We start from the raw sequence: 23,068 nt of genomic DNA, 5'->3' as shown, positions 1-23,068 counted from the left end.
GAGGGACGTGCTCCGCCGTGCGACCACGGTGAGCCGTTTTTTCATCCCTGCGGCCGCGACGGAGCGAGAGCGTCGATATCTTGCCGTCGAATGCGATTCTCGGCCGGATCGCGCGATATCAGCTTGACTCGCGGGTGAGTCAAGAAATCTGGGAAGTATCCTCCGACTCCGGCACGACGCCGCTTCAGTCGCACGCTTTGCCGAAAGGGTCTTTTTACGGCCTCTCCCCGATTCCCAAGGTTTCTGAGATCTGAGAACGATGCAAACAGCCTGGCCGGTTCGCCAAATGGTTGACCGCGGTCGGCGCAGGGGTTACACTCTCCTACACTTCCACTGCAATGCTCGGTTTGGCACCGCATGTTTTCCGCCGCTTTTTCCCACCTTTGATTCCATCATCGGATGGAACGTCGATCACGTGAGGGAGGTCTATCTCGTGTTGCACGCACTTCGTTCGGCACTCCTGCATGGGTTCACCGTTGGAATCACGGCTGCGTGCTCCGTGATGAGCGCAGCAACACCCTTCGATGCGGAGGGCATCGCCACGGCATCGGAACCTGCCGCACCGACTTCTCCCGAGCAGATCCTAAGCTCCCTGGTTCGCGAGCATCCCCGTTTGATCGCGCCGCGGGGCGCGGAGGAGTCTCTGCGGCAGGTGCTGCAAGCCGACGAGAAGGCGCGAAGCATCTTCGAAGCGGTCAAGGAGAGGGGCGATCGCATTCTCACGGAACCGCCCATTCGCCATCGACTCATCGGTCCTCGATTGCTCGATCAAAGTCGCTTGTGCGTGGATCGGGTGTACACGTTGGCAACCCTGTACCGTCTGACGGGCGACAAGAAATACGCCGATCGGGCGACGCTCGAGATGCGGACCGCCGCCGCTTTTCCCGACTGGAATCCGTCGCACTTTCTCGATACGGCCGAAATGACGCACGCGCTGGCTATCGGTTACGACTGGCTGTACGAGATTCTGACGCCGGAGGACCGTCAGGCGATCCGCACGGCAATCGTAGAAAAAGGGTTGCGCGAAGGTGAAAAGATTTATCGTCGCGGGGGCGGCTGGCCGCGAACGGTATGGAATTGGAATCAAGTCTGTAACGGCGGATTGACCTTGGGGGCTTTGGCCGTCGCCGAAGACGAACGGGAACTGGCGTCGTTCATCGTGTCTTCCGCCATCGCTTCCCTGCCCCGAGCCATGGCGAGCTACGCCCCGGATGGGGCCTGGGCGGAAGGGCCGGGGTATTGGAACTACGCCACGCGGTACACCGTCTACATGCTGGCAGGGTTGGAAACGGCCCTCGGGACTGATTTCGGCCTCGGGGATTCGCCGGGCTTTTCCGTCACCGGTGATTTTTGGATGCACGTGATCGGTCCCACCAAGCTCAGTTTCAACTTTGCGGACGGCGGCTCGCGAGTCGGGAGCGCGCCCTGCATGTTGTACCTGGCCAGGCGATTCGACCGGCCCGTGTATGCCTGGCACCAACGAGATTACCTCGAAGGCCGTTCCTCTCTCGATCTGTGGTGGTATGATCCACGAGGCGAGGGCATGACGGGGGAGCCTACGGCCAAGTGGTTCCGGGGAGCCGACATCGTCACGCTGCGCAGCGACTGGACGCAGGATGCGGTCTTTGTCGGTTTCAAAGGCGGAGACAATGCCGTCAACCACAGCCACCTGGAACTGGGCAGCTTCGTACTGGATGCGGCCGGGCAGCGTTGGGTCTTGGACCTAGGGGCCGACGACTACAATCTGCCGGGTTATTTCGGAAATCTGCGGTGGACCTATTATCGCCTTGGTACGGCAGGCCAAAACACATTGCTTTTGGACGGTCAAAACCAGGCTCCGCGTGCCAAAGCCCCAATCACCGCGTTTTCCGATCGACCGGATCGCTTGTTCGCCGTAGCGGACCTTTCCGAGGCCTATGCCCAGGAATCGGGTGACGGGTCCGGCCGGTCGACGGATCGGGTACGGCGCGGAGTGGCCGTTTTGAAGAAGAGCGTCGTCCTCATCCAGGATGAGCTTCAAGGATTCGAGGGACGCTCGATCCAATGGCAGGTGCATACTCCGGCGGAAGTGGAATTGCGAGGTCGGACCGCCCTTTTGCGGCAGAACGACCGCGCGATTCAGGCCGTAATTTTGTCGCCCGAGGGTGTGCAATTCTCAGTCGAAAATGCAGACGCCCCACCGCCTCAGAAACAACAGCCCGACGTCCGTAAACTTGTAATTCGTCTGAAAAAAGGCGGGGAACCCGTTCGCATCACCGTCGCCTTCACCTCCCAGGGCAATACCGCCGACCTTCCCTCGCCGATACCTTTGGACGCTTGGAACGAACCCTCACTTTAAGCCGACCCGGAATCTGGGAAAACAGTAAAGATTTGCGCCGGAAATCTGGTTGTTCGGAATCTCCAAACAGCTTGGGGATTCATGTCGGGATTGCCCGGGCGCTCGTGCCGGTCGTGCGCCTTACCCCAAAAACGGCATGGAATATTAGGCGGCCCGCCGCAAACCCCTCACCATAGTCCGGTGTAATCCCATTTATCCGGCAACGTTCCGGCGATTTTTATGCGACCCCCGCCACGACCGCAGAGCTACCCCTTTGACCACTGCGCGGCAAGCAAGCACCGTTTTGTTGTCGTACCTGCGGGGGGAAATTAAACTGAAGGCGGGGCTAAGGGAAACGCGAGCCTGCGAGGGACTCATGATTCGAAAGACGTGTAGCGACGGCGTCGGGTATTCGGTTGTGGACTTAACCGATGTCCGCCACGTGTTCGCGGCGGCGGTTCCGCGGTGCGGGGGAAGCTTGGAGACGCAAGCCGACGACGCCTTGAAAACAATCGAAGCGGTGATTCGCGAGGAGGGTACGCTTGGGTCGATCGTCCATCAGGTAGTCTTCCTGGGCGACTACTCTCAGCTCGACGAAGTCCGCAAAATCATACGTGACTTCTACGGGCCGGAAATGCCCGCAACCACCTATGTCCCACAACTTCCGTGTGAAGGCGGGCTGATCTCAATCGAGGCTTTGGGCGTCGGTCGCAAAAAGGGCGATGTGGACATCCTCCGATTCAGTGACCAGCTCGTTCTTGCTCGCCACAACAACATTTCCTGGGTGCATTGCGCCAACGTCGTGCCGCAGACCACCGCTACCTCAACGTACGACCGGGCGATCGACGCCTTCCAAAGAATGCGGGCCTTATTGCAGCGGGTGGATGTGCGATTCGATCAGGTCATTCGCACTTGGCTCTATTTGGGCGGGATCGTCGATGCGGAAGGCGAATCCCAGCGGTATAAGGAATTGAATCGGGCGAGGGCGGACTTCTATGAAGGGATCCCGTTCTTGCGCGATCGCATGCCCGTCCAGCATGGTACCGCCTATCCCGCGAGCACGGGAATCGGCGCGGATCATCGCGATGTGGTGATGAGTTGCATCGCCTTAGTGACGGATCGCTCCGATATCATTGCAATGCCGCTGGAGAACCCTCGCCAAACGCCGGCATTCGGCTACGGCTGCCATTACAGCCCCAAGAGCCCCAAGTTTTCCCGAGCCATGGCGCTCTCCTGCGGCAGCTACGCCACGCTCTTCATTTCCGGTACCGCCAGCATCACCGATTCCGAAACGCAGCACGAGGGCGACGTCGAAGGCCAAACGCATGAGACCCTGGACAACATCGAGGCCCTCATCGACGGTCCCAACTTGCGTCGCCATTACTTGCCCGAGATGTCGAGTTCCTTGGAACAATTAGCCTTGGCTCGGGTCTACATCAAACGCAAATCGGATTACCCCAAAGTGGCGGCCATCTGCAAGAAGCGAATGGGCGACGTGCCTACGATCTACGCGGTGGCGGATGTGTGCCGACCCGATTTGTTGGTCGAGATCGAGGGCGTGGCATTCGCTCAGCGAGGCACCCCCGGTTGTACCGACGGCCATTGCTAGGAATCCGATTTGTCTCTCCCGGCCCGACCGCGGGCTAGCGCGGCGGGAGGGCTGCTTTTCTCATCGCCGTCCGTTCCAGCTCCAGCAGCGCACGCTTTGTGCCGGATCCTCCGTAACCGGAAAATCCGCGCAAGCTCCCATCGGCGGCAATCACACGATGGCATGGGACAATCAGAGGAACAGGATTGGCTCCCAGTGCGCGGCCGACGGCCCGCACCGCGGAAGGTCGCCCCATGCACGCGGCGAGCTGAGCATAGCTCATCGTCTCCCCGAAGGGAATGGAGCGGCACGTCTGCCAGACCTGAAGTTGAAAGGACGTAGCCGATCCCAAATCGAGGGGATACCTCGCGAAATCGACGACCTCGCCTCCAAAATAGCGGGTGAAGTCATCGGCCAACGCAGACGCGAACTCCGGCGGTTTTAGATTCGCCCCGGGTGCGATCCAAAGCAGGGGGCCGAGTCTTTGCCGAATAGTGCCGCTCCCGAGGAGTGCCCCTTCGGACCGAGTTCGGTTTCCCCGCGGTTCGGGCAAAATCGCTTCAACCGCTGCCTTCAAATTTGGATATCCTAACCGAACGGAGGCTATCCCTCGTGCCGTCACCCGAAAGGCCATGGTTCCTAGCGGGGTTGGCAACACCCCCACGCCGAGCCAGTCTGCGCTCATGGGTCACCTTGATCGCTCGAAAGTGCGATATGTCGTAGCAATGGCCGGAATGATTTGACCTTCCAGGGGGGATTTTGACACATTTCTTGCGTTCGCCTTATACTCTATCATTGTCGGGGCCCCCCCGGAGCTTGACCAGTCGTGGAGGGAAATCGGCTCGTTTGGGGGGAATCCTCGGGATGACCGGTGCTCGTTACCCGGTCGGCCGCGCTCCGCTCCGGTTTTGCACGGTAGCTTTGGAAGACACTAGCGACCATGAACAGTTACAGCGCCTATTCCGATGACTACTACGTCAATTTGGTCCTCAACACTTCGCTTTCTTTGCCTTCCAATCGAGAGACGCTGCTCACCTTTTTTGAACGGCTGCAAAAGGCCTATCCCCGCATGAGTAATTTTTTCGCGAGGGAAAAGGTCGAATTGGCGCTGGAAGAGGATCGAAGCAGTCATTCGTATCGGTGGTGCAGTCTGGAAGCCCGGCGCGTCTCGGCGGGCTTTCTCAATCCCGAGTCTCTGGCGGACGCGTTTGCGTTTCATCGGTTGATCCTTCAAACGGCGCCGTTTCACCTTTCTTTGAGCCGGCTGGATTGCGAAGCCGTCGATCTCTTGTTCGGATTCGATTTTCAATATCGAGGTAATCAAAACCAACTCGTCGCGGAGGCTTTGGGGGTGTCGCCGGCGTTCGAATCGCTGCGCGACATGCCCGGTGCGCAACTTACCCGATTCGAACCTAGCATCGCGCTAGCATTGGATGCGGACTGCCGCTTGCAATGCCGCGTCCATATTGAGACGCGCACTACGGACGAACATATTCGTGCCAAAGACTACCCTGAGGAGAATCTAAGCGTATTTCTTACCACCCGGCACTACGGCTGCTTGCCGGGCAAAGACGGCTTCGAGCAGACCTTCGAGTTGCTGGCCAAGACGGCGCAAACGGCGGCCGAACAATTCGTGATTCCCAACATCGTTCAGCCGTTGGCCAAGGCCATTTCCCTCCGCTGACGCGAAGTCCTGTTCGGACCGTCGCGGCGATGCCTCGTGAAAGGACTTTCCGCATCATGATCCAAACCATCGACGACCTCCGCCGATACATTCGCACGATTCCCGATTTTCCCAAGCCGGGCATTCTGTTCCGCGACATAACGCCCCTTTTGGCGGAACCGTCGGCCCTGCGATTCGCCGTCCAAAGGATGGCGGACTCGGTCAAGGAGCGGAATCCTCAGTTCCTTGCGGCCGCGGAAGCGAGGGGCTTTCTCTTCGCCGCACCGTTGGCTTTGGAGCTGGATGTCGGGTTGATTCCCATTCGCAAGCCGGGAAAGCTGCCCTCGGCCACGATTTCTCACAGTTACAGCCTGGAATACGGGACCGATACGCTGCAAATGCACCAGGATGATTTGCCCCAAGGCGCGCGGGTCGTGATCGTGGACGACCTGCTTGCCACGGGGGGAACCGTGGAGGCATGCTGCCGGTTGGTGGAAAAGGCCGGCGGGAAGGTCGTCGGTTGCGCCTTCCTAATTGAACTGGTTGATTTGAAGGGCGCGGAGAGACTGGCAGATTATCGCCCCACCAGTCTGCTTCGGTTTCACGGCGGTTGAATCGCGGACGGCTCGGAGAGGGGATCGCCGTTCCGGCCCAAGGATGGCTGACAGCGAAACCGACACGCCCGCCGGAGCCGGAGTCACGCTCGCAGCGATGCGAGGCGGCTGTCAAAAAACTCTCGAAGATAGGGTTCGGGGTATAAGCAAAAGGCGAATTCCCGAGAGGACAGGATCGCTGCGTCCCGAGCGCGTTCCTCGGCCGCCGCCAGCTCTCGCGACAGATGCTCGCGTTCCCGCGATAAAAACTCTGCCAGCTTACGATTCGCTTCTGTGATGGCGCGATGGCGTTCGGCCGCATTGTTCGGCGTCTTCGGCGTTTCCACCCACCGCCGCTTTTCCGACACCAGCGCGCTTGCCCGTTGCCGATCGGCGTCCGACAAGTCGTCCGGTCGGAGGAATCGCTCGGGATGGTAGAGCATTTCACGCATCTTTCGACGCAACGCGCGAGGCTCGACGGCCGGTCCCGGGGCGACTCGGTTGGTGATGATCGGTAGGCGAATCGTAGCCGTGGCTATTCCGAATTCCGGCGGCTGAAGACCGAAAAACTCAGCCATCACGGCGTCGGTGACTTGGTCATACTTGGCCCCTCCGATGCCGTGAAAGAACATGTCTCCCAAGAGCATTCTAGCCCACATTGTGGTGATGATGGCGCGGCCGCGAATCTTGATTCCTTTGCGACGGAGATCACGCCACCAATCTGCCGCGGCGGCAAAGTCATCTTCCGGGAGGCACCCCAGCGTGGCGACGCCATCGGAGATCTGAATACATCGGCCGGCACGTCGAATATGGATGCGACGCCGCTTCGGCTCGTCGGCGGACCAGATCCAGAACGGGGCTTCCCACCAATCGTCGTGCCGTTTCAAATCCGGCATAGGTCGGGCATCCGTACGAATGCGATGGATGCGGCGATACTGGGCCAGCACGCGGTTGTGGATGCGGGCAAAGGGTTCCACCCGGCTCCAAAGGAAGGCCGCGAACGCGGCGAAGCCGGGCAGATCGCACACGATGCTTTGGGGGACTTCCAATGTCCTCCAGCCCCAATCGCGTTCCAAGATGTGCCTGGCCTGCGCCAGGGACCAGGGCAAGTGACGATTCTCGGCGGCGCGGCGCTGCACCAGGGTCCAATAATCGCGAATCATCGACGTCGGCACGAGAGGGGCCAGTAGCTCGTGGACGCGATCACCGAAGCTGCGAAAACACTCCCAGTCGCGTACGAATTGCTCCTCGTAGGGCAGGCCGCCTGGAATTCGATCCTGGGGCACGGCGACCGCGAGAATTCGACCGTTGGCGCTCGTCGGCACGCGCACGGTCGTAGTTTTGGGCGAATCCCCGTCGATCAAGATATTGATGCCCAAGCCGCCGACCGACCTCGCCGCGGCCGAGAGAACGGCATTCTTGAACCACACGCCGGGATGAAACATCTCGGTCTGGTGGCCTGCCAGCAACAAGGGGACGCGACCGAACGCCGCCTGTTCGCTCAGGCGATCGGCCCAGGAGGTGTCCGAGTAGGTGCCGGTCCAGGCCAAGGCGGAGCGAACAAACTCGCCGCGGGTCTTGACGAGCCATTCACCGTCGAACGGCAGCGCGGGAGCGGGTAACGATGCCGACTTATCGGCGATATTCCGATGAACGACGCTTGGAATCAAAGCCGGCGGAGGGTGGAGAAAGACCGTGCGATCCCCTTCCGGAGCACGCAACGGGCGGTAGGCCAGGTATTGGGCGACGTCGGACTGCGACTTCATTACGGTTCGTCAAGACAGCCGTGTTTTGCGCTAATCGAAGGCGCTTGAAGAACAAGCCTCGGCCGCCCGGCTCATCTCCACTCTGCGCAGGCTGTTAGCCAAGACCTCACGATAGACCGCCAATCGGATGTCGGCGTTATCCAGCGCCCCGCCGAAGGAACGCTCTTCCTCGAGGTAGATGAGCGGTACCGGCAGCTCGATGATCCGCAGTCGATGGTGAACGGCTTGTACCCACAGCTCGAGCGGCATGGCATAACCGTCGTCCGTCAACTCCAACTTGGTCAGGGCGGAAACGCGGTATGCCTTGAAGCCGCAGAACGCATCCGTCAATCGCAGACCCAGCTTTCGGTTCAGTTCTTCGGTAATGATCTGATTGATCCTTCGGCGGTCCGGCGGCGGTTTGCCGTCGCCGGGAAACCGCGTCAAGTAGCGACTCCCCGAAACGATGTCGATGTCGCCGGAGCAAGCCCGCACGAAGTCCGGGATGCGCCGCGGCTCGTGTTGACCGTCGCAATCGAGAGTCACAAGGATTTCGTATGCGTGGTCGATCGCGTAACGAAAGGCCGTTCGCAACGAGGCGCCATAGCCCCGATTACAAGGGTGGCGCACCACCGCAACTTGCGGGAATTGGCGCAAAACCACGTCCGTACCGTCCCGGGAGCCGTCGTCCACGGCGAGGATGTCGGAAGCGTATTTCACCACCTCGCTTAGAACCCGGCCGACGTGGCGGACTTCGTTGAACACCGGAATTGCCGTCAGAACGTTGCTCATACGGCTATTATTATCCGATGAGGGGCCGCGGAGAAGTGAACAGGAAGGCATGCCGCTTTTCTCGGGCCGCCGTAAAATGGGTGTCACCCTCGATTCCTTGGACATCTTGCAAAACTGCCGCTTGGTGACTCGTCGTATCGGCCGAGGATGACGTTGCGTCCGAGAACGGGCGGTCCAGGGCATCGGATTGGGGGACGAACGATTCCACCCAAAGAGGAGACGTGATGCGTGTCGCCGTATTCAGCACCAAAGCGTACGACCGGGATTTCTTTCGGGCGGCCAATGCCGCGTTCGGGCATGAACTGGTCTTTTTCGAGGCCCGACTGAATGCGCAAACCGCGGCTTTGGCCAAGGGTTATCCGGCCGTTTGTGTCTTTGTGAACGACGATCTGGACGCGAGGGTTCTGTTGATGCTTCAGCGGGGCGGTACGCGGCTCATCGCCCTTCGCTGCGCCGGTTACAACAACGTCGATTTGCTAACCGCCTCCCAATTGGACTTGACCGTCGCGCGTGTGCCGGCCTATTCCCCTCAGGCCGTGGCGGAGCACACCCTGGCCCTCATCCTGGCGGCGGCCAGACGCATCCACAAGGCGTACAATCGGGTCCGAGAGGGCAATTTCTCGCTCGACGGCCTCCTTGGCGTCGACATCGCGGGCAAGGTCGCGGGAGTGATCGGCACCGGGAAAATCGGCCGGCTGGTTGCCAAGCGATTGCTCGCGTTCGAGTGCCGCGTTCTGGCCTTCGACCTGGCGACGGATGAAGAATTGGTAGCGGCGGGCGTAGAGTATCTCACCACCGACGAAATCTTTCGCCGGAGCGACATCATCACGCTTCACTGCCCCTTGGTTCCGGCGACGCGACACCTCATCAACGAAGAATCCCTGGCCGTCATGAAACGCGGTGTCATGCTGGTGAACACCAGCCGCGGGGCACTGGTCGATGCTCGGGCCGTGACCCGGGCCTTGAAATCAGGGAAGATCGGGGCGTTGGCCTTGGACGTCTACGAAGAAGAAGCGGATCTATTCTTCGAAGACCTCTCCAATCAGGTCATTCAAGACGATGTCTTTATGCGGATGTTGACCTTTCCCAACGTGATCATCACGGGTCATCAAGCGTTCTTCACCCATCGAGCAATGGAACACATCTCGCGCCAGACGCTGGAGAACATCACGCAATTCGAGCGGGGCGAGCCGCCCGGCGGCTTGATTAAGTGGGAAGACGTGCGTGCCGGTGGGATCGCATGAAGGTTCGCCGGCAGTCCCATCCGCGATGGGCCTCACAAGGCGCCGGCTTGGTCCGTTTCCTGCCGCCCTTACCGCAGCGGCAGGCAGGCCGGTCCCAGCGGTTCGAACGTCTTGTACGTCAGAATGAACTCTTGGTGACCGAGGCGCTCGGAAAGGGTGCTCTTACCGGCGGCCACTTCGAGCAGATAGTCGAAAATGCGGCGTCCCATCGCAGGCAAGTCCGACTTGCCCAGCAGGATTTCCCCCGCGTTGATGTCCATATCGGATTTCAGCCGCCGAAACGTTTCCGGATTGGCGCACACCTTGATGACCGGCGAGACGGCCGAACCGACGACGGAGCCTCGGCCGGTCGTGAATAATACCGCGTGGGCGCCGCAAGCGATCATCTCTACGATCTCGGCATTGTCGGCAATGTTGGGAAAACCGAAGCGGACATCGCCGTCCGGAACCACATCCAGGAGATATAATCCCGGACCCGGTGGCACGTCCCCGGGTTTTAACAAACCGGAAATCGGGCGCGTGCCGCTCTTTAGGTACGCGCCGAGCGACTTCTCTTCGATGGTGGTGAGACCGCCTTCGGCGTTGCCGGGGGCGAAGCTGGCGTGCCCCAGCGTGGCGTAATAATCGAAGGCCTTGCTCACGGAATCGGCGAGAGATCGGCCCAGCTCCGGCGTAATCGCCCGACGGGACAAATCGCCTTCGCAACCGAACAATTCGCCCGTTTCCTCGAAGATCGCGGTGCCGCCGGAGTCCACCAAAAGATCAAAAGCATATCCGCAGGCGGGGTTGGCGGTCAAGCCGCTGGTCGCATCCGACCCGCCGCAGATCGTGCCGATCGTCAGATCGGCCGCGGTCATGGAGCAGCGCGGCACCTTTTGCAGGTCGGTCAATCGGCGTTTGACCCAAGAGCGTCCCAGCCGAACCGTTTTTTCCGTGCCTCCTGTTTGCTGGATAACCAAAGTCTCCACCGGTCGTCCGGAATCGGCAATCTCCCGGGCGAGACCTTCGGCATCGAAGCTTTCGCAGCCTAGCGAAACCAACAAAACCGCGCCGACGTTCGGATGGGTGCCAATCCTGCCCAGCACGCGCCTCGCGTAAGCGTTGGGGTAACAACCCGGAAAACCTGCCAAGTGCACCCCCATCTTGCGATAAGGCAGCCAAATTTCCCGGGCGACATGATGGGCACATTCAACCAGATAGACTACCAAGACTAGATTGCGAATGCCCTTGCGGCCGTCCTCGCGCTGAAATCCCAGCCACTCTCGCTCGCGAGGGGCCTCGGTGATCGGCGATTGATCCATGATCGGGATATCCCTCTCTCTCGAAATCGACACGGTTTGCGCAACAAATCCGCCGGCCCGTGGGGCGTTTCCTCTTCCTCGGTTCTACCCGTCGGCGGAAATCTTCGTCGAATCCGGTCCGGAAGACCCGTCGGCTTCATTTCTTCCCGCCATGGGTGACTGGCCTTGGCCGGCATTCTCCGTCGCCGCGGCAAGTGTGGGATCGGCGCCTCGTCGGTCTTGTGTCGAGATATAGGCGCTTCGCATGTTGTGGACGTGAACCCACTGGCCGGGTTCGATGTTTGCGGTTGCAACCCCGATGGAGTATCCGTATTTGAGCACGCTTTCTCCCTCGGCGATGGGGCGCACGGCGACTTTGTGCCCCATGCGGAGGTTGGAGGCCGTAGTCAGCCGCACGCGATCCAATTTTACGGTCGTGCCTTTGGGGATCGTCCCACTCGCCACGACCACGTTGTCATCCGGGTGCAGGCGTATCAAACGGGCTTTCATGGTAGATTCCTTCCCACGTCCATTCGCACATCAGAAAGCAACGATGCAGGTACCGCCTTCAGCGAAGAGAATCCTCACCGACGGATGCGAAGCGCTTCTTCGTCCTTCAATCGCGACGCTCACGTGCCGCCGAAGTACCAAGCAATTCTCGCGAGCCACCCGAAAAGAGTCATCCGTATCCGTAGTTCTCCAGCTCCTCTTCGGACATGCCGTAATAATGCCCATACTCATGAAGCAGCGTAATCCGAATTTCCTCGCGCACGGCATCTTCCGTAAGGCGACCACGGCCTGCGGCGGCGGCCAGAATTCCTTCGCGAAAAAGCGTGACGCGATCCGGCAACATGACCGTCGGCTCGTCCAGTCGCTTTTCGTGGAGCGGTACTCCTGAGAAAAGCCCGCAGAGTTCGGACCGCCGTCGCAGTCCCAGCTCGCGGGCCAACTTTCGCGACGGGTAGTCCTCCACATACAGCGGGACGGCTGAGATCATCTCCTGGACTCGATCGGGCAGCGAGGCCAACACCTCCTCGAGCCGCCGGTCGAACCATACGCGCGTCCGTCGGTCCATGCGCAATCACCCGGCAATCCGTGCCATCACTCGGCCTTCGCGGCGGCGGCTTCCGCACGCTTCAAGATGTCCGCGATCTCCACCGGTTTGCCGCCCAGCCGCTTGCTTTCATCGGCGGCCTCCATGAAAGCGAACAGCTCGATGGTTTCTTCGCGGGGTACCGGTGCGACGCCCGTCCGGAAGAAGCGGCAAATTTCGATGACCAAGGGTTTGTAACCCTCGTAGGTACCCGCGGAAGCGGTGCCGTCGGTGCCCTCGACCTCCGCACCGTAGCCGTTACGGGCTTCGAACACGCCGATTCGGCCGTCGCTCCAGGTGCCGACGACGCGCTCCGGGCTCTCGCGTACCACGCTCTTGCAGCCCGGCCCCATGATCGTGTACAGCGTCTCCACGCCGTGGATGCCGTACCAGAACAGATCCGGGTGATGCGGCTCGATGTGCATGGGGCTCCAAGCCGTGCACTTGCGAAGGGTTCCGATCGGTAATTCTCCCCGCCGCGCCGCCTGGAAACCGGAACTGAACCGCAAGGACGAACTGGAGAACACCGGCACGCCGGCCTCGTCCGCCAAACGGAAAATCTTCAGGACGTCGGCCAGCGAGGCCGCCATCGGCTTGTCGATATAAAGCGGCTTCTTCGCGGCGATCACCTTCCGGGCTTGTTCTAGATGGGGACGCCCGTCGACGCTTTCCACGAGCACGACGTCCACGTGGGGCAGCATCGCTTCGATGTCGTCGTAAATGGTCAACCCCTTTTCTCGCAACTTCGCCGTGTATTCCTCGACGCGGTCCCAACTGGCCGGCAGATCCGGTGAGCCGCCGGGAAACCCCGCGGTAACCTCGACTTCGGCTAGGGGGCCTTCGGCCGCCGGGTCATTGATCAAATCCGTGAACGCGAGGACGTGCGACGTGTCCAGACCGATCAACCCGGCACGCAGCGGTTGCGGCTTTAAGGTTGTTTCCTCCCCCAAAACCATCGACGCAGGCACCACGGTCGCGGCGCATAGCGCCAGAGCCGTTGACAACTTCAGGGTATTTCTCATCGGTAGATCCTCCGCCGGGGTGCGTTTCACTTACCTGCGATGATGAGATCGAGACGCCGGCTGAATTCCTCCAGGCTTAACCCGCCGTCTTCAATCGTCATGAAACCGCTGTAACCGATTTTCTCGATTTCGTTGCGAACCTCAGGCCAGTTTACGCTCCCGTCGCGAGGATGGACGAACTTCCCGTCGTGACCGTCCGGGTTTAAAAGGAAGTCTTTCACGTGCAACTTCACGATTTCCTTGCCCAAGGCTCGCAACCATTCTTGCGGCGGGGCATATTTCACGTGGTTTCCGATGTCGTAGTAGGCTTTCACCATGGGGTGGTCGAACGACTTCACGAAGTGGGCGAAAACGGCGGGTCGGACCCACAAATTGTTCCAAACGTTTTCCAGCGCGATGATGACCTTGGTCTTTTCCGCCGCGGGAATGAGCTTCTTGACGGCTTCGGTGGACGCATCGACGGCGTGGTTATGGGCCTCGATGTACTCTCGATACGGGTCGTTGTCGCCCTCTACCACCTTGACAATGTGGCCCGTCTTTTCGTCGAATTCGATATCGAATTCCCACGGTTTGGGCATGGCCATGCCGCCGATGCGGCACGGAACGAGCAGCAGGGCGTCCGCTCCGTACGCGGCGGCCGTCTCCAGGGACTTGGCCACGCTCTCGATGTCCGCGGCGACGCTGTCGGTGTTGAAATTGGCCCATCCGTATAAGACGGAATGAACGCGGAGTCCGAGAGACTCGGCCATTTTGCGGGCTGCGGCGGCTTCATCGAGCGGCGCGTGGCGCTGATTGGATTCAATGCCGTCGAAGCCCGCGTCCTTCAAGGATTTCAGCGTGGCCTCATCGGGGTTGCCGATCATGGACTTGAATAGTTTCGTCCGGTAGGCCGGCTCCTCCGTCATAATTCCCGCCGCGACCGAAAGGCCGCGTCCGGCCACGGCTCCGGCCAAAACACCGGCCCCGGTCGCCACAAAGGTTCGCCGATTCACTTGAGACATCGTTGTTTTCCTCCTGGATAGGATGTGCTTACTCTTAGAAACCGCTCTCCCTCGCGACAGCCCCGACGATGTATGACGCGGGCCGCCGAAAGCATTTCCCTCATGCCTTCGCCGCGGCCAAGACCGCGACGAAGGGAAAACACGTCAGGCCGAAACCATCACGGCCCGCCCGGCCCCTCCTCTCGGTACACGCGAATTTCGCAAACACCCATCTCGGATGGGGCCTTCTCGACGGTCAAACGCACACGATCCGCACGCGTCGCAGGGAACGTCAGAACGCATCGCCGTTGGATGTTGTCCGACACGCGCGTCAGAGGTTGCCATCGACCGTCCACGAATGCGGACAAGGAAAAGTCACTTGCCGCGAGTTGACGACTTTGGAAACTGACGTGGATCGTGTCGAATTCTACCGGAGAAGCGAACCGCAGCTCGACCCATTGCGGGAGATCCAGCGAGGGGTCGGGACGCCACGAGTGCGGGACTCCTCGAACGGCTCGGGCGAATCCGTCGATCACGTTCTCGGGCGCGAACCAGGGGCGATCCGCCCGTTCCTCCGCCAAGGGCAAGGCCTGTCCGCCGGAAGGCTCGGTCTTGAAGGCATAGCACCCGGACATGCGAGTCCATGCGGTCCCGCTGCGATAGGCCCGGGCCGTCTCCGGCGGCTCTTCGCTGAACAATCCCCAACTTACGCCGGCGGTCTTGGGAAGCCACAAGTAGTAGTAGCCCGGCTCGAGTTGCACGCCGAACGGGATGTTGATCCAATCGCGACCGCCGGGCGGGACGGCGATTGGAACCGCCGCGACTTGCTCTGCGTCCTGAAAATCCCCCAGGGTCTCGGCGCGACACAAATGAGCCTCCAACACGACGGGGCCGGCTGCGGTGGACTCGAGGTGCGCCGCGACGGATTCCAGGCGACCGCCTGGCCACCGGAACATGACGGCACGATCGTGATCCAGATTGTGGCGCGTCAAGGCGGCACTGGGCTGATAGACATCGTTCGGGGCCATACTTGAAGCCGTAACGGAAGCACCCCTGGCGAGGTCGCGGGGGTCCTGATTCGGCAGGTCGATGATGTAACAACCGTCCTTGAGGAGCTGTTGCTGCAAATCCTGGATATACCGTTCGTAGACCCCGCGCGGCGTGGTCCGATGCAGCTTGCAAAAGCCGGCCGCCGTTCCCACCGCTTGGCCTTGCAGTCCGCAGGTGATCATGACCCGGGTGGCGCCCAACGCCGCGTGCGTCACCGAGATGCAGCGCCCGGCCATCATCAGATTATCCACGTCCTTGGAATAGAGGCTTCGAAACGGGACCGAGAACTTGACTTTGTGGGAGAAGATCGCGGCCGGGCCGGGATCGTAAAAACCTTTGGGCGGGTGAATGTCGATTCCCCAGCCGCCGTAGGACACGCGGTCCGGAAAAAGTGTGCGATTCGCGATGTCGTGTTCCGTCATCACGTAGTCGCCGATCAATCGCCGCGACTCCCGTTTTCCGACGACGTGACTGACCCAGGTGAGCTTGAAATTGTCGGCTTCGTGCCCCAATTGCGTGCAGTGATTCTTCGCATGATCCCACATACCCCAAATGATGCGAAGCAGTTCGTCGCGAATCACCTCGGCGTCCTTGTAGGTATCCAATTCACCGCCGTATTCGATCACCCACTGCCAGCCGCCGAATCGCAATTGCGGATGCCTGCCGGGGTTGAAGTCGTCGCAGGTCGGAAAGTGCCGCGCCCATTCCGGGCCGACGAATGCGACGGGAGATGCCATCTGCTCGGTGGCGTAACGGAGGGTTCCGCCCATGGTCCCTTTGTTGAGATCGCCGACCTCAGGCGCTCGCGTTTCGCCGTACATCGACCGTGGTTCCCGTCCGTGACGATATTCGGCTCCCGCCCAGACCCCGATCGCCCCGTCACCTGTGCAGTCGATGAACGTGGACCCGAGGAATCGATAACGCTGTCCGCTGTTCACGTCCAGGGCCAGCACCGCTTTGATTCTGTTCGGTTCGGCCAACTCCACGCCTTTCGCGTGCGTATTCAAGAAAAGGTCCAAGTTGGGCTGATTCCGCACCAGGTTCAGCAATCGTTCCGAATATCCGAACACGTCGCCGCGGACCTCTTCGATGATTCCTCCCTCGCCGGGATCCAGCGGTTCGCGTGTGGTATCGCCCTCCGGATTGACGAGGATTTCCGTGCTGGCGTTTCCACCCAGAACGGGGCGATTCTGTACGAGCGCCGTGCGACAACCCATCCGGGCCGAGGCTACGGCGGCAAACGTGCCGGCCAAACCGCCGCCCACAACGACCGTGTCGTAAGGCCCCATGTCGCGGACTTCCCGACTGACGCCGCCGTACCGTTCGCGCAGGACGGCGATTTTGGCCGGGTCGTCCGGCAAACGTAATTCGGGATCGGACGCCAGGACGACGGCGTCGCATCGTCCGTAGTGTCCGGTCAAATCACGGAGACGTATCTCCAAGTTCCCCGCCGGCAGATCGAATTCGCCCCCGTCTTCCCAAACCCATTCCCCGGATTTGGAGGCTCCGAATACCTTCTGCGACATTTTGTCGCCCACGACGACGTGGAACCGTCCGGGACTGAATTCAGGCACCCAATCTCGGCAGCGAACCCACAAGCGGTATTTGCCGGCCCGGGGTATCGAGACCGTCGTCACGGCATCCGCCACCGGGCCTTCCAGGCCGATCGCGAGAAGAAAGGGCGATCCCATCTGATCGACGAATTGAGCATCATTGACCCAACCGCCCGATTGTTGGAAATGCTCCGCTTCGACCCAGATCACGGCCGCGGAGTCATCTTCCATGCCGGACGCCCCGGCCGTCATAAACGGGAGGGAAATTCCCCAAACTGCCGCTATCACCGTGGCGAAGAGCGACACTGGACGCCCTTGAACCAGTTCCGATCCGACCCGCATGCGTAGTTGCTCCTACTCCTGTCGGCGATGCCGCTCACCGTCGCAGCCGACCCGTCGGGAGGTTGGGCGATTCCCGCCGCCTTTCTTTGTGCAACCGACGGTGAGGGGCCGCGTCTCAACACGTGCTTTCCACTGCCCCCAAAGTTTATCCTTTCGAAAAGCCGAATTCAACGCACAGTGCGGAGGGCTCCATGCTCCGCCGCGGCCGCGATTCGTTCCAACGGATAAAGGGGGCGCCGACCACACGTAGCCGTCCTGCATCCGGATACCTGCCGCTTCGAGTTGCAAACGGCCGAGGGACGCGTCACACTAATCTCAGGATTTGTTCCGCAGCCCGCGGCAAATGGATCGTAGCACGGATTTCAAGGGTGGAACGCCGACGGAACTTGGCGTTACCGCTATCGGCCCTCGAGCACCGGAGGTGAAATCGTGGATCTTTCCCGACGCAGAGCCATGCAAGTCATCGGAGTGGGAGCCATGTCGTGGACCGCACCGGCCGTGATCGGAGCGGAAAAAGAACGTCGTTTTCGCACGGCTTTGATCGGCTCGGGTTGGTGGGGTATGAATATCCTCCAAGCTGCGGTGGAATCGCGGCGATGCGAAGTCGTCGCCCTGTGCGACGTGGACGAGAATCAGCTCCGTCCCGCGGCGGCCAAGGTCGAGGAATGGACCGGCAAGACGCCGGGCCGATATCGCGACTATCGGGAGCTTTTGGAGCGGGAAAAACCGGAGATCGCGATCGTGGCCACGCCCGATCACTGGCACCCGCTGATTACCATTGCCGCGGTGGAAAGCGGAGCTCATGTCTACGTCGAGAAGCCGATCAGTCACACGATTTACGAAGGGCGGGCCATGGTCCGCGCGGCGCGCCGAGCCGATCGCATCGTCCAAGTGGGGACGCATCGGCGGGTCTCGCCGCACTGCATGTCGGCTCAGCGATTTCTTAAGGAGGGTGGGTTGGGCAAGATCGGCATGGTTCGGGCTTTCGTGCATTATCCGGGCGGAGCGGGTTCGCCCACGCCGGATGCCGAACCGCCGGCCGGCTTGGATTGGGATTTTTGGTGCGGCCCGGCCCCCTTGCGTCCCTTCAACCCGGCCATTCATCCCCGCGGTTTTCGCCAGTTTCTCGACTATGCCAACGGTACGTTGGGAGACTGGGGCATCCACTGGATGGATCAAATTCTGTGGTGGACCGAGGAGAAATACCCGCGGCACGTGGCCTCAACGGGGGGGCGATTCATTCGGCAAGCCAATGACGACGCGCCCGATACCCAGGTCGTGCAGTTCACGTTCGAGTCATTCACGGCCGTTTGGGAACACCGCCGCTACGGCGGGAACGACGCGGAAAAGCACAACATCGGCTGCTACTTCTACGGCACCGAGGGAATGCTTCATCTGGGCTGGCTGGACGGCTGGACTTTCTACCCTACGAACAAGAGCAAGTCCGTCATCCACGAGGACGCCCAACTCCACGGTCAGGACAACCACAACATCCCGGAGCTTTGGGCCGACTTCCTCGACGCGATTGAAAATCGGCGTCTTCCCGTTTGCGACATCGAGATCGGCCATCGCTCCACGAACATGAGTTTGCTGGGGATGCTGTCCTTGAAGTTGGGACGCAGCATCGCCTGGGACGGGGAGAAGGAGGTCATCGTCGGCGACGAGGAAGCGAATCGTTTGCTTCGCCGCGACTATCGCCCGCCGTGGCAATACCCGGAGATTGCGTGATCGTGCATGGACCGAGGTTGTGCCAAGCGATAAGGCCTTGAATGCTTTGGCCGCCGGGGCCGGGGGAAGGTCCGTCGCGAAAGGTCTTGTCCACCGAGGGGGTGCGTCATGAAACGTCGATGCAGACTTGTGACGGTATGGTTGCTTGTAACAGCCTTGCTGCACGGCCAGTGGTTGGCCGCGCCGGCGGCGGCGAACGAAGGAGCCGTTCTCCCAAAGGCGGGCGTCCCCGCGGTCAAGCAAGCGAAACCGCGGCCGGCCGGGAAGGCTCTCCAATTGCTAGCCCAAAGTGCCTCGGCTGGGTCGTCCGACGGCGTCACGGCCGATATCGGTTACGTTCCGCCGAGTGCTACGGCGGCGGTGGTTTTGCATCCCCGCCGCGTCCTCACCGCTCCCGAGTTCGAGCTGCTCCCGTTGGAAGTGATTTCCGCGGCCGGCAAACAGCAGTTCGGCCTCGATCCTTTGGAAATCGAATGGGCGGTCGGAGTGGCCGAGGTGACGGGATTCGGTCCGCCGCAAGTCGGATTGATCCTCCGCTCTTCCTCGCCCTTGGATGATTCTCAGTTGTTGATGCCGCTCAAGCGAGATGCCGAGAAGCAAACGCTCGACGGCCGTCCGTACTATCGTTCTCGCATTCCTTCGTTGACGCCGAGCATTTTCTTGCCCGACGATCATTCCGTGATCGTGGCGCACGAGGGATTGCTGCAAAAGATGCTGAAAAATCATCAGGATCCCCAGCCCGGGAAAGTCAGCCGAATCATCCGGGGCATGGAGCGCTTGCCGGACGCGGCGTTGGCCATGGATTTCGAGCCTCTCCGCCCGTTGGTGTCCGGCCTGATGCTTCAGAATCCGCCTCCGCCGACCTTGGCTGCGTTGCAAGATATCCCGGCGCTGGTGGCGGAAGTGGAGGCGAGAGCCGATCTGACCGGAAAATCGTTCCTGTATCTGGCGGTGAGGGCCAACAATGATGCCGACGCACTGAAGCTCCAAAACATCGTTTCGGCGATGTTGCAAGAGGTCAAAGGGAGACTCGCGAAGGAAATCGATCGCCACGCTGAAAGCGAAGACCCGGTCGAACGGGCCATGGCGCAGTATCTGCAAAGGATCACGGACCGTTATTTCGGGGCGATCCAGCCCGATCGCAAAGGAGACACCCTTTACAAGCGGTTGGACGGCGGGCAGGAGTCGCAAATGGCGGCCATCGGAATCTTGGTAGCTTTGCTTCTGCCGTCCGTTTCTTCCGCGCGGGAAGCCGCTCGTCGAAGCCAATCGGTTAATAATCTGAAACAACTAGGGTTGGCGATGCACAACTATCACGACGTTTACAGGCGATTTCCCACGCGGGCGATTTTCGATTCCGAAGGCCGGCCTCTCTTGAGCTGGCGCGTGCAAATACTGCCGTTCATCGAAGAACAAGACCTCTACGAGCAGTTCCATCTCGACGAACCGTGGGACAGCGAGCATAACAAGGCCTTGATTCCGCAAATGCCGGAGGTTTACAGGAACCCCAGCGCTCTGGCGGAACCGGGCTTGGCACATTACGTCGCCCTTGTCGGACCGGGCACGCTTTTTGAAGGCAGGGAGGCACGCTCGTTTCGGGACATTCTCGACGGCTCCAGCAATAGCATTATGCTGGTGGAGGTGAATTCCGATCGGGCCGTGATTTGGACTAAGCCCGAGGACCTCCCTTTCGACCCCGAGAACCCGCTCGACGGTTTGGGAAACGCTCATCCCGGCGGTTTCAATGTGCTTTTTTGCGATGGTTCCGTGCGGTTTATTTCGGAAACCATCGACCGCGAGGTGTTTCGCCGCATGGCGACCATCGCCGATGGCAAACCTTTAGGAGATTTGTGAGCGGACGGAACCGGCCTTTCCCGGGAGGAAAGAATGATGACGGCGACGCTCCACGGTCGGGGCCGCCGCGCTTGAGTTCCACGCCGATGTTTCGGGCGGACGACCCAGGTGTGATGTTCGATCCCGCGGGCCGTCACCGACTGTCGGCGTCTCGGGGCCGATGGCCGCGTTTCGAGGGTTGAAAGGTCGCTTATGTCACAGGACATCGAGCAGGAAATACGGCACCTGCGAGAACTCATCCAACACCACGATCGCAAGTACTACGTCGAGGCGGCGCCCGAGATATCCGACCTGGAGTACGACCGCTTGATGCAGCGGCTCCGCGAGCTGGAGTCGGCACACCCGGAATACGCCGCGGAGGACAGCCCTACCCGGCGCATCGGCGACCGGCCGGTGGACGGGCTGGAAAAGGTCCGTCACCGCGTGCCGATGCTGTCGATCGAGAACACCTACGATCTCCACCAGCTCCGCGAGTTTATGCATCGCGTGCAGAAACTGCTTCCCGACGAAGAGGTCGAATGGGTGGTGGAGCTGAAGATCGACGGCGTGGCCATCTCGCTATGGTACGAGAACGGCCTGCTGCGCCGCGCCGTGACCCGCGGTGACGGAATGGTCGGCGACGACGTCACGCACAATGCCAGGACCATTCGGGATATTCCATTACGGTTGATGGGTCGGGACGTACCGCCGGTGCTGGAGATTCGGGGCGAGGTCTACATGACGAACTCGGATCTCAGCTTGCTGAACGAGGAACAGAAACGTCGCGGCGAACCGCCCTTCGCCAATTCTCGGAATGTGACGGCGGGCACGATCCGCTTGCTGGATCCCAAGATTTGCGGCCGCCGGCGATTGCGGTTCTTCTGCCACGGCCTGGGATACGCGGAAGGTTTTTCGATCGCCACGCACTTCGCGTTCCTGCAAAAGATGCGGGAATACGGCATCCCGATTGCGCCCTTGGCTGCCTGTTTCGGCGGCGTCTCCCAAACTTTGGAGTATTGCGAATCCATCATCGAGCGGCTGCACGAACTGGACTTCGAAATCGACGGGCTCGTGGTCAAAGTCAATCGCTTCGATCAGCGCGAGCGGTTGGGGGCGACCGCCAAAAGCCCGCGTTGGGTGATCGCCTATAAATTCGAGAAGTACGAAGCCGTGACGCGACTGGTAGCGGTCGACGCCCAGGTCGGCAAGACGGGCGTCGTGACCCCGGTGGCCATCTTGGCTCCCGTCAAACTGGCCGGCACGGTGGTCACGCGGGCGAGCCTCCACAATGCCGACGAAATCAGACGCAAGGATGTTCGCGTGGGCGACGTGGTGGTGGTGGAGAAGGCGGGCAAGATCATTCCGCACATCGTTCGGGTGGAACGACACCGTCGCCGCTATTGGCTGCCGCCCTTCCCTTTTCCTCGCCTTTGTCCCGATTGCGGATGCGAGCTTTCCGGCGAGGAAGGCGGCGTGTACGTCCTATGCCGTAACCCGGAATGCCCCGCCCAGCTCAAGGAGCGATTGCGCTTCTTTGTGGGGAAGGACGCGATGGACATCGACGGCTTGGGTGAGAGGCTGATCGATCAATTGGTCGAGAAAGGGCTGGTGCGGACCTACGGAGACATTTTTCGCCTGGATCAGGAAAAGTTTTCGCAATTGGAGGGGATGGGCGAAAAACTTCCCGGCGTCCTGCTCAGCAACATCCAAAAAAGCAAACAGCGCGGCCTTGCGGCGGTGTTGGCCGGATTGGCAATCCGTCATGTGGGCACGAAGACCGCCTCCCTCTTGGCCCGGCATTTCGGAACCCTGAACAACCTCCTTGCTGCTGACATCGAGGATCTCTCGCGCATTCCGGAGATCGGACCGGTCATCGCCGAAAGCGTCCACGAATTCGTCAACAGCTCCCGTGGACGCCGCATCTTCGAGGACCTGCTCCAATGCGGCGTGAAGCTGACGGAAGAGGCGGCGGAGACGCACGGGCCCTCCCCTCTCGCCGGTAAGACGCTCGTCGTCACCGGTAGCTTCAAGATTGGAACGCGCGAAGAAGTGGAACGCCTGATTGAGCGTCTTGGCGGCAAGGCTGCGTCCCAGGTCTCGCGCAAGACGGACTATCTCTTGGTGGGAGAGAATCCGGGCAGCAAGCTTCAGAAGGCGCAATCGCTGGGTGTACCTCAGCTCACAGAGCAGGAATTCGAGCGGCTGATCGAAAGCGCCGAGTAGATTTCCGCACGAACCATTCCCA

Annotated in this window: 17 protein-coding genes; 8 read left to right on the top strand and 9 right to left on the bottom strand. The window is 60.7% G+C overall.

The genetic code is table 11. The annotated features are described in order from the left end of the window. Window positions 1-433: 433 nt before the first annotated feature. Window positions 434-2,338 carry a heparinase II/III domain-containing protein gene (locus tag ACZ5B4_RS06125; protein WP_464913549.1) on the top strand — a complete coding sequence of 635 codons (1,905 nt, stop codon included), beginning with the start codon at window positions 434-436 and terminating at the stop codon, window positions 2,336-2,338. A gap of 355 nt (window positions 2,339-2,693) precedes the next feature. Next, the gene (locus tag ACZ5B4_RS06120) at window positions 2,694-3,926 is read left to right on the top strand and encodes a Rid family hydrolase (RefSeq protein WP_464913548.1); all 1,233 of its coding nucleotides are present in this window, start codon (window positions 2,694-2,696) and stop codon (window positions 3,924-3,926) included. Window positions 3,927-3,960: 34 nt separating this feature from the next. Here the strand turns inward: ACZ5B4_RS06120 and ACZ5B4_RS06115 are convergent, their stop codons facing one another. Then, window positions 3,961-4,323: a methylated-DNA--[protein]-cysteine S-methyltransferase gene (locus ACZ5B4_RS06115; protein WP_464913547.1), complete on the bottom strand. Its 363-nt coding sequence runs from the start codon at window positions 4,321-4,323 to the stop codon at window positions 3,961-3,963. 522 nt (window positions 4,324-4,845) lie between these two features. On the opposite strand from ACZ5B4_RS06115, the gene ACZ5B4_RS06110 reads away from it, so the two are divergent. Both ACZ5B4_RS06110 and ACZ5B4_RS06105 read left to right on the top strand, forming a co-directional pair. Further along, window positions 4,846-5,589 (top strand): hypothetical protein, encoded by a 744-nt coding sequence (locus ACZ5B4_RS06110; RefSeq protein ID WP_464913546.1) that lies wholly within the window; start codon window positions 4,846-4,848, stop codon window positions 5,587-5,589. Window positions 5,590-5,645: 56 nt separating this feature from the next. Further along, window positions 5,646-6,182 (top strand): adenine phosphoribosyltransferase, encoded by a 537-nt coding sequence (locus ACZ5B4_RS06105; RefSeq protein WP_464913545.1) that lies wholly within the window; start codon window positions 5,646-5,648, stop codon window positions 6,180-6,182. An 83-nt stretch (window positions 6,183-6,265) separates the two neighbouring features. Here ACZ5B4_RS06105 and ACZ5B4_RS06100 read toward each other — a convergent pair whose 3' ends face one another. After that, the gene (locus tag ACZ5B4_RS06100) at window positions 6,266-7,927 is read right to left on the bottom strand and encodes a hypothetical protein (protein ID WP_464913544.1); all 1,662 of its coding nucleotides are present in this window, start codon (window positions 7,925-7,927) and stop codon (window positions 6,266-6,268) included. Between the two features lie 30 nt (window positions 7,928-7,957). Further along, a complete protein-coding gene (locus ACZ5B4_RS06095; RefSeq protein ID WP_464913543.1) occupies window positions 7,958-8,698 on the bottom strand; it encodes a glycosyltransferase family 2 protein in 741 nt (246 codons plus the stop codon). 224 nt (window positions 8,699-8,922) lie between these two features. On the opposite strand from ACZ5B4_RS06095, the gene ACZ5B4_RS06090 reads away from it, so the two are divergent. Next, entirely contained in the window at window positions 8,923-9,942 is a 1,020-nt protein-coding gene (locus ACZ5B4_RS06090; RefSeq protein ID WP_464913542.1) for a 2-hydroxyacid dehydrogenase, read from the top strand. A gap of 68 nt (window positions 9,943-10,010) precedes the next feature. On the opposite strand, the gene ACZ5B4_RS06085 is transcribed toward ACZ5B4_RS06090, so the two are convergent. The 6 genes from ACZ5B4_RS06085 to ACZ5B4_RS06060 all read right to left on the bottom strand — a co-directional run bounded on the left by ACZ5B4_RS06085 (window position 10,011) and on the right by ACZ5B4_RS06060 (window position 17,262). Further along, on the bottom strand, window positions 10,011-11,243 hold the full coding sequence (locus tag ACZ5B4_RS06085; protein WP_464913541.1) for a UxaA family hydrolase: 1,233 nt from the start codon (window positions 11,241-11,243) through the stop codon (window positions 10,011-10,013). An 84-nt stretch (window positions 11,244-11,327) separates the two neighbouring features. Further along, window positions 11,328-11,732 carry a UxaA family hydrolase gene (locus ACZ5B4_RS06080; RefSeq protein WP_464913540.1) on the bottom strand — a complete coding sequence of 135 codons (405 nt, stop codon included), beginning with the start codon at window positions 11,730-11,732 and terminating at the stop codon, window positions 11,328-11,330. A 169-nt stretch (window positions 11,733-11,901) separates the two neighbouring features. Then, window positions 11,902-12,297 carry a metallopeptidase family protein gene (locus ACZ5B4_RS06075; RefSeq protein ID WP_464913539.1) on the bottom strand — a complete coding sequence of 132 codons (396 nt, stop codon included), beginning with the start codon at window positions 12,295-12,297 and terminating at the stop codon, window positions 11,902-11,904. A 26-nt stretch (window positions 12,298-12,323) separates the two neighbouring features. Next, window positions 12,324-13,337, bottom strand: a complete 1,014-nt coding sequence (locus ACZ5B4_RS06070) for a Gfo/Idh/MocA family protein (RefSeq protein ID WP_464913538.1) — start codon at window positions 13,335-13,337, stop codon at window positions 12,324-12,326. 26 nt (window positions 13,338-13,363) lie between these two features. After that, window positions 13,364-14,338, bottom strand: a complete 975-nt coding sequence (locus tag ACZ5B4_RS06065; protein WP_464913537.1) for a sugar phosphate isomerase/epimerase family protein — start codon at window positions 14,336-14,338, stop codon at window positions 13,364-13,366. 158 nt (window positions 14,339-14,496) lie between these two features. Beyond that, complete coding sequence (locus ACZ5B4_RS06060) at window positions 14,497-17,262, bottom strand: FAD-dependent oxidoreductase (RefSeq protein ID WP_464913536.1); 2,766 nt, start codon at window positions 17,260-17,262, stop codon at window positions 14,497-14,499. Between the two features lie 429 nt (window positions 17,263-17,691). On the opposite strand from ACZ5B4_RS06060, the gene ACZ5B4_RS06055 reads away from it, so the two are divergent. The 3 genes from ACZ5B4_RS06055 to ligA all read left to right on the top strand — a co-directional run bounded on the left by ACZ5B4_RS06055 (window position 17,692) and on the right by ligA (window position 23,046). Continuing rightward, window positions 17,692-18,990, top strand: a complete 1,299-nt coding sequence (locus ACZ5B4_RS06055; protein ID WP_464913535.1) for a Gfo/Idh/MocA family protein — start codon at window positions 17,692-17,694, stop codon at window positions 18,988-18,990. A 108-nt stretch (window positions 18,991-19,098) separates the two neighbouring features. Next, a complete protein-coding gene (locus ACZ5B4_RS06050; protein ID WP_464913534.1) occupies window positions 19,099-20,844 on the top strand; it encodes a DUF1559 domain-containing protein in 1,746 nt (581 codons plus the stop codon). A gap of 192 nt (window positions 20,845-21,036) precedes the next feature. Then, window positions 21,037-23,046, top strand: a complete 2,010-nt coding sequence (gene ligA, locus ACZ5B4_RS06045) for an NAD-dependent DNA ligase LigA (RefSeq protein WP_464913533.1) — start codon at window positions 21,037-21,039, stop codon at window positions 23,044-23,046. The last annotated feature ends 22 nt before the right edge of the window (window positions 23,047-23,068 follow it).

Source organism: Thermogutta hypogea, from assembly GCF_055386265.1.
This window is presented reverse-complemented; position numbering and strand designations above follow the sequence as displayed.